The organism is Ramlibacter sp. (assembly GCF_013697775.1).
Classification (GTDB): Bacteria; Pseudomonadota; Gammaproteobacteria; order Burkholderiales; family Burkholderiaceae_C; genus Ramlibacter.
In genome coordinates this window covers 1-4221 of record NZ_JACCWG010000009.1, presented here as the reverse complement: position 1 = coordinate 4221, position 4221 = coordinate 1, and the positions used below count along the sequence as shown (strand labels likewise).

At 71.3% G+C, this 4221-nt stretch carries 4 protein-coding genes; 3 read left to right on the top strand and 1 reads right to left on the bottom strand.

What is annotated here, in order from left to right; all coding sequences use genetic code 11:
- Positions 1 to 102 precede the first annotated feature (102 nt).
- Positions 103 to 594, bottom strand: a complete 492-nt coding sequence (locus H0U68_RS00650) for a DUF4019 domain-containing protein (RefSeq protein ID WP_296352124.1) — start codon at positions 592 to 594, stop codon at positions 103 to 105.
- Positions 595 to 880: 286 nt separating this feature from the next.
- On the opposite strand from H0U68_RS00650, the gene H0U68_RS00645 reads away from it, so the two are divergent.
- The 3 genes from H0U68_RS00645 to H0U68_RS00635 are packed head-to-tail and all read left to right on the top strand — an operon-like array spanning position 881 to position 4088.
- Entirely contained in the window at positions 881 to 2341 is a 1461-nt protein-coding gene (locus H0U68_RS00645; protein ID WP_296352122.1) for a UbiA family prenyltransferase, read from the top strand.
- Complete coding sequence (locus H0U68_RS00640) at positions 2338 to 2787, top strand: GtrA family protein (protein ID WP_296352120.1); 450 nt, start codon at positions 2338 to 2340, stop codon at positions 2785 to 2787. The genes H0U68_RS00645 and H0U68_RS00640 overlap by 4 nt, the downstream gene beginning before the upstream one ends.
- Positions 2784 to 4088, top strand: a complete 1305-nt coding sequence (locus H0U68_RS00635; protein ID WP_296352118.1) for an FAD-binding oxidoreductase — start codon at positions 2784 to 2786, stop codon at positions 4086 to 4088. The genes H0U68_RS00640 and H0U68_RS00635 overlap by 4 nt, the downstream gene beginning before the upstream one ends.
- Positions 4089 to 4221: the final 133 nt, after the last annotated feature.

The window sequence follows — 4221 nt, the reverse complement described above, 5'->3', positions numbered from 1 at the left end:
TCGCCGCGGGGCGCGCCGGCACGCGCGGGAGGCGGCGCCACGCGCAGCATGGGCGCGGCGCGCAACACGCCGGCGCGCTGAGCGCCGGAGGCCACGCGCGGCTCAGCGCGTGGAGTAGCCCGTCACGCGCCACTTGCCGTCGCTCTCGCGCACGGTGGTGACGGTTTCCACCGCGTCGGCCTTGTTGGCGAATTTGCTGACGAACAGGGTGGTGACGTACTCGCCGTCCGGGCGGCCCGGCAGCGTGGTCTTGTACGCGGTTTCGGCCGGCTGGCGTTCCACCAGCGCGCCCAGCGGTTCGCGCGTCTTGGGAATGCCGTCCATCCAGGTGGCCAGCGGCACGCTCTGGCGGAACAGCGCGGCCGAACGGTCCCAGGCGCCGCCCCAGTCCTGGCGGTCCAGCAAGGTCAGCCAGCCGGCGGCGACCAGCCGGCCGGCCTCTTCCTTCGCGGCGTCGCCGGAGGGCGCCGCGGCGGGTGCAGCCGCCGCAGGTGCCGGCGTGGCGCCGCTCGTCTTTGGCGCCTTCATTTGCGCTTGCGCGCTGCAGGCACATGCCAGCGCGGCTGCGGCCAGGGTCAGGCGGAACAGTTTCAAGATGGGTTTCTCCGGGATCGGCATGGCGGGCAGTCTAGCCGTACGGGCAAGCTCCGCCGTGCGGCCAAGGCCGCGCAGGCCGACATTTACCTGCGCTTCATCGCAGCAGCTCGCGCATCATGCAGGCGTGCCCTGATGCTGAAAGGAAGGCTCCGGTGCGGCATGGACGCGACAGGGCGCGGGCGGCTTGGCGCTAAAGTCCACGGCTTGCGGCCGCGCTGTTGACCCTGGTGCGCGGCTCTGCCACAGTTTCGCGCAGCATCCCCTGATTCACACGGACCCCGCATTGATTCCCCTCTCGCCGCCCGCCACCACCCTGCGCCCGCTGGTGGTGGACCTGGACGGCACCCTCATCCGCACCGACCTGCTGCACGAGAGCGCCAGCCGCTTCCTGCTGCAGCGGCCGCTGGCCGCGCCGCGCCTGCTGGCCTGGCTGGCGGCGGGCAAGAGCGTGCTGAAGACGCGGCTGGCGCAGTCCGTTGCGCTGGACGCCGCCGTGCTGCCCTACGACACCGAGCTGCTGGCCTGGCTGCGCGCGCAAAAGGAGCAGGGCCGCGAACTGGTGCTGGCCACGGCCAGCCACCGCCTGCTGGCCGAACAGGTGGCGCAGCACCTGGGCCTGTTCGACACCGTGCTGGCCACCGAGGACGGCAGCAACCTGCGCGCCCATGCCAAGCGCGACGTGCTGGTGGCGCGCTACGGCGAGCGCGGCTTCGACTACGTGGGCAACGACTGGCCCGACCTGCCGATCTTCCAGTCGGCCGCGGCCGCGCACGTGGTGAGCCGCTCGCCGCGGCTGGTCGAACGCGTGCGCGCGCTCGGCAATTTGGCGTCATCGCGCGTGCCCGCCACGGGGTCGCCCGCCGCCGGCCTGCTGAAGGCCGCGCGGCCGCACCAGTGGGCCAAGAACCTGCTGGTGTTCGTGCCGCTGCTGGCGGCGCACCGCTACGGCGACACGCTGGCCGTGGCGCAGGCGCTGGCCGCCTTCGTCGTGCTGAGCCTGGCGGCGTCGGCGGTGTACCTGCTCAATGACCTGGTGGACGTGGCCGACGACCGCCACCACGAGCGCAAGCGGCTGCGGCCCTTCGCCGCCGGCACGCTGTCGCTGCTGCACGGCTGGTTGGCCTGGCCGCTGCTGCTGGCGCTGGCCTTCGCGCTGGCCGCGTGGCTGCTGCCCGGGCGCTTCGCCGCGGCGCTGGGCTGCTACGGCGTGCTGACGGCGGCGTACTCGTTCCACCTGAAGCGCGTGGCCGTGGTGGACGTGCTGACGCTGGCCGCGCTGTACACGCTGCGCATCATCGCCGGCGCGGCTGCCATCGCCGTGCCCATGTCGTTCTGGCTGCTGTCGTTCTCGATGTTCATTTTCCTGAGCCTGGCGCTGATCAAGCGCTACAGCGAACTGCGCGCCGCGCGCGACGCCGGTCGTGAGGCCGCGCTGCGCGGACGCGGCTACAGCCCGCAGGACCTGGAGATGGTGTCCAGCTTGGGCGCGGCGTCCGGCTACATGGCGGTGCTTGTGTTGGCGCTGTACATCCAGGACAGCCACACCGCGGCGCTGTACGGCGAGCCGCGCGCGATCTGGCTGGCCTGCCCGCTGCTGCTGTACTGGATCTCGCGCGCCTGGCTGCTCACGCACCGCGGCCAGATGCACCAGGACCCGGTGCTGTTCGCGCTGCGCGACCGCGCCAGCTGGGTGGTGGCGGCGCTGTTCGTGGTGGTGTTCGCGCTGGCCAAGCTGATGCCATGAAGCGCGTCGCGCGCATCGCCCTGCTGTATGCCGTGGTCGCCGTGCTGGCCACCGCGCTGAACATCGCGGTGCAGGCGTTCGCCATGTGGCTGTACCGCGGGCCGTATGCGATTCCCTTGTCCGTGCTGGCCGGCACCGCGGCCGGCCTGCCGTTGAAATACGTGCTGGAAAAGCGGCTGATCTTCAGCTTCCGCGCGCGCGACCTGGCGCACGACGGCCGCATGTTCGTGCTGTATTCCGGCTTCGGCGTGCTCACCACGGCGCTGTTCTGGGGAACCGAATACGCGTTCCACGTGGCCTTCGGCACCGACCTGATGCGCTACGTCGGCGCCACGATCGGGCTGACCATCGGCTACATCATCAAGTACCAGCTGGACCGCAACTGGGTGTTCGTGGACAAGGCGGTTCCAGCCGTTCACCCTGAACCCGAACGGTCGCCCCGGTGACCGAGCTGCACGGCTGGGGCCGCTATCCGCGCGTGGACGCGCGACTGGAAACGCCGGCGTCGCCGCGCGGCTGTGCCGATGCACTGGCCGATCCGCTGCCGCTGATCGCGCGTGGACTGGGCCGCAGCTACGGCGACAGCGCGCTCGGCGCGCGGGTGCTGTCCACGCGCCGGCTCGACCACTTCATTGCGTTCGACGACGCCACCGGCGTGCTGGATTGCGAGGCCGGCGTGTCGCTGGGCGAGATCCTGCGGCTGGCCGTGCCGCGCGGCTGGTTCCTGGCGGTCACGCCCGGCACGCGCCACGTGAGCGTGGGCGGCGCCATCGCCAGCGACGTGCATGGCAAGAACCATCACCTGGACGGCAGCTTCGGCGACCACGTGCTGGACATGCAGGTGCTGCTGGGCAACGGCGAGGTGGCGCGCGCGTCGGCGAATGAAAACCCCGAGCTGTTGCGTGCCGTGTGCGGCGGCATGGGCTTGGCCGGCGTGGTGCTGCGCGCGCGCCTGCAGCTGCAGCGCATCGCCTCGGCGCAGATCGTCGAAACAACTGTCAAGGCGCCCAGCCTCGATGCCGTTTTGGAGGCCTTCGATGCGCACCTGGCGGCACGCTATTCGGTCGCCTGGATCGACTGCCTGGCACGCGGCGGCGCGCTCGGCCGCTCGCTGCTGATGCTGGGCGAGCACGCACCCGAAGGTCCGCTCGCGGCGCAGGAGGTGGCACCGAAGCCGGTGCCGTTCGACATGCCGCCCTGGCTGCTGAACCGCGCCAGCGCCGGCGCCTTCAACGCGCTGTACTACGGCCGCGCGCTGCGTGCTACGAAGACGCGCACCTTGCCACTGGAGCAGTACTTCTATCCGCTGGACGCGCTTGCGCACTGGAACCGCCTGTACGGCGCGCCGGGCCTGGTGCAGTACCAGTTCGTGGTGCCCCGCGCCGGCGGCGCAGGCGCGCTGCGCGAGGTCATCCGTCGCATCGCCGACTCCGGCTGCGGCGCCTTTTTGGCCGTGCTCAAGCTGCTCGGGCCGGCCAATGCCAACCTGCTGTCGTTTCCCATGGAGGGCTACACGCTTGCGCTCGATTTCAAGGCCGAACCCCGAACCTTCGCGCTGCTCGATGCGCTCGACCCCGTCGTGCTCGATGCCGGCGGGCGCATCTACCTGGCCAAGGACGCCCGCATGAGCGAATCCACATTCAAGCGCGGCTATCCGCGCTGGCAAGAATTCGAGGAAGCGCGCGCGCGCTGGCATGCGCACGGCCGCTTCGCATCGGCGCAATCGCGCCGGCTGGGGCTGCGATGAAGCGCATCCTGGTCATCGGCGCGACCTCGGGCATTGCGCAGGCCACGGTGCGCCTGTGGGCGGCGCAGGGGCACAGCCTGTACCTGGCCGGCCGCGCGCGCGAGCGGCTGGACGCGCTGGCGGCCGACCTGCG